The following is a 2,977-nucleotide window of genomic DNA, read 5'->3' as shown; positions in this document are numbered from 1 at the left end:
CCCTGCCAGTATGGGCAACTTCGCCAATTCACCGCGCTGCGCTTCCGTCAGCGCAGCGCCTTTATGCATCAGGTTGAGTGACAAGCCGGTATTGCCACCGGTTAGCGGAGCCGTCACACCCATAACCTCGTTTCCCTGGCGAACGATATAGACCAGTTGCTCATTATCGAGCAATGTCGCCACCGGACGTTGTAACAGTTCCGGCAGTTCTGCCCACAGCGGGCCGGGGGCATCCAGTACCGCATTATCGAAAGCGGTTAAGGTCACAGAGCCAGGCGCTTGCCCGCGCATCTCCAGTTTGGTGAGGGTCTCGGGTTCAATAGCGCCAAGATGACGTAACGAGCCCTTGGGTTTTGGCTGGAGTGATACCTGATTGACCCAGCGTTTAACATCTGTTTTAACGGCATTTAACAGCGTGTTATTACTCAGGGTTTCTTTGACGGCAATGGATGCCAGGCGCGGAGACGCCACCGCAGATTTATCCATTAACCGTTGCCCCAGTGCGGACAAATCACCCTGGCCCGGATTGTGACCAAAGCCCGCATCCGGGGTATACAGCTCGCCATTGATACGAAAAGCCTGAACTGAGCGCGTATCATTTGGCCCCCATGCCTGTTGCACGGTCTCAATTCTGTCCTGGCTGGATTGCACGGTGATGCTATAGCGGTTGATATCCGCCTCAGAACGCGCCCGAACGCGGCAGCGGCAACGGTAACCATCCGGCGGATACATAAACTGCCAGACCGGATCATCATAACGGGCGGTAAAGCCATTTAACGCGGCATGTTTGGGACGTGTTAGCCTGTCCATGACCGCAATTCGCTCCAAATAGGGACGAAACTCGGCGTTGGCGAGTTGCTCTTCATAGCGGCCCGCGTTATAGGCTGACTGCATATTGGTCTGGAAGATGGTTTTCAGTCGGCGCGGGCTGAGCTGCTTACCCTCAAGAACGCCATCCGCATCGGCCACCAGTCCTTTCCCCATCCAGCCTTTTTGCTCCAACACCGGGATAAGTTGCTTTTTGAACTGCTCAAAGGTGGTGCCGTTACGCAGGCTATCATTCAGGCTGTGGCGAACATCTTCCAGCACATCTTGCTTCAGTATCCCCGCCACCGTGAACGCCGTGGCATGGGCGCGGGCTTCCACGTCATGCCAGTTGAAACCAACGGTATACCCCTTGGATTCAAAGTAGCGAATGGCTTCGTCTGGCTTGAGCGTCATCGCCTCCGCTAGATTGACATCAGCTTTCGGCATTGAGATGCCCCCAGATATCAGCCACAAATATTGCCTGGGTCAGCAGCTGCTGGAGCTGACTGTCATCCAACGCCGGATAACTGGCGGCGATAATATTGATGGCCTCGTCAGGCGACTGGCCCTGATTCAGGGCGGCCACCAGGGGTGTAATGAGTTTACCCATAGCCTGATTAATGACTTCCGGCACAGAGTACGCATTATCCAGAACCACCTGCACGGGGTCGTCACTCTCCGGGTTCGCGGTCAACGCCGCAAAGGATTTAAACTGTTGCGACAAACTGGCTGACATGGGCGCGGGCTCTGGCGGTATCAGCACGTCCTCGCCTTGCTGCGGTACAGGGATGCCCAGTTTTTTATGGATCCACGAGGTCGGGATGGTCTTCATTCCTGAACTCACCAGGTTAGATACCCCCTCAGAGAAGACTTTAATATCCTCAATATCACTGGTATCAAACACCAGCTTAGGCTGTCGGCGCGGGCTGACTTCTTGGTCATTTAGCGCCAGCAACATCCGAATAAAGCCCCGGAAGAACCCTTCCAACTGACGGGCATCTGCCACCAGAATATCGTGACGCACATCGTTATGGACATTACCCAGGGCATTGGTTGATGTTCTACCGTCTGCCTGACTGGTAAGTGTTCCCCCCAAGATAACTTTAGACTCGGTACGTTCAGCCCAATCAATCATTGCCTGGAATGGGTCAGCCTGGCCACTGGCCGCAGAGTGAAACTCAATCGAACTGCCGTCTGGAATAATACCCGCCGCATCATGGCCCAGTGTCACCAGGGCATGAAGCAACGAGTCTTTTTCTTTCTCAGTGGCCCCTTGCATGTATTTACCGACGCGGGCAGGTAGACCGTAAATCTCAAGAAACTCAGCCAGGTCACGCAAGGCGTAGTTTTTGAACAAATAAGGCCAGACTAATACACGGTATAGACCGGACTGGGCAATAAACCCCGGCTTAGCGTTGTGCGTATGCACTAACCAGCCGAATGGCCAGAGTTCGGAACCATTGAAGGTGCCGTCATTGAGGCGTATTTCGTCGTTAGTCTCTGGCGTGGTACTGAACCAGCGATGGGGGCGCAGCACCACTTTAGTTGGCAACCAGATATTTCCCTCCAGTTCCCAGGTCTCAATTTCCTGCGCCGCAAAGCCATGACCAATAGCATCGGCCGCATTGAGGATAATATCCTCCATATCGGGGAGGGATTTCATCCACGAAGAAACCATCATTGCCAGCTCTTTTTCGGCGGCAGTGGCGTTCTCCGGTGGCTCAATGCTCCAGTCCAGCGTTAACAAGGCATTCTTGCGCTTGGCCATCTCAGAGAAGATATGACCATCACGCTCCAGCATATCCTCAAATAAATCTGCCTGAGCTGCCAAGTCCCCGCGTTCTGCCGCTTCAAGGATACGTGGCAACTTGCTAATGCTCAGCCCTTTGGATGGATGCAGTGGCCACTGGCGGTTAAGTTGTGCCACCTGTGAGGTCTGAGACTCTTTCAGTACTTCACGTTTAAGCGGACGACCATACTGGTCAACGATTTGTCCCATACTACCAACCTCCCGAGCCGAACCGACTGCCACGATCATTATCGTAACCACGCGGAACCGCTTTAAATTCAAAGTTACCCGCGCCGGAAATGGCCAGCGCCCACAACATGTGCAGGGCGTCCGGGCCATCATCATGATCGGCTTTGGGGAAATGACGTAATTGTTCAATCA

2 protein-coding genes are annotated in these 2,977 nt (G+C 54.0%); both read right to left on the bottom strand.

All coding sequences use genetic code 11. From position 1 onward, the window contains the following. Positions 1-1,254, bottom strand: a 1,254-nt coding sequence (locus AEP37_RS23050; protein ID WP_049615512.1) for a phage head morphogenesis protein, incomplete at its 3' end; no start/stop codon positions are given. Further along, the gene (locus tag AEP37_RS23045; protein ID WP_049615511.1) at positions 1,241-2,806 is read right to left on the bottom strand and encodes a DUF935 domain-containing protein; all 1,566 of its coding nucleotides are present in this window, start codon (positions 2,804-2,806) and stop codon (positions 1,241-1,243) included. The genes AEP37_RS23045 and AEP37_RS23050, both read right to left, overlap by 14 nt. Positions 2,807-2,977: the final 171 nt, after the last annotated feature.

This window comes from Yersinia pekkanenii, from assembly GCF_001152565.1.
GTDB lineage: Bacteria > Pseudomonadota > Gammaproteobacteria > Enterobacterales > Enterobacteriaceae > Yersinia > Yersinia pekkanenii.
Note: the sequence above shows the minus strand (reverse complement) of the source record. Positions and strands in the feature narration are given on the sequence as shown.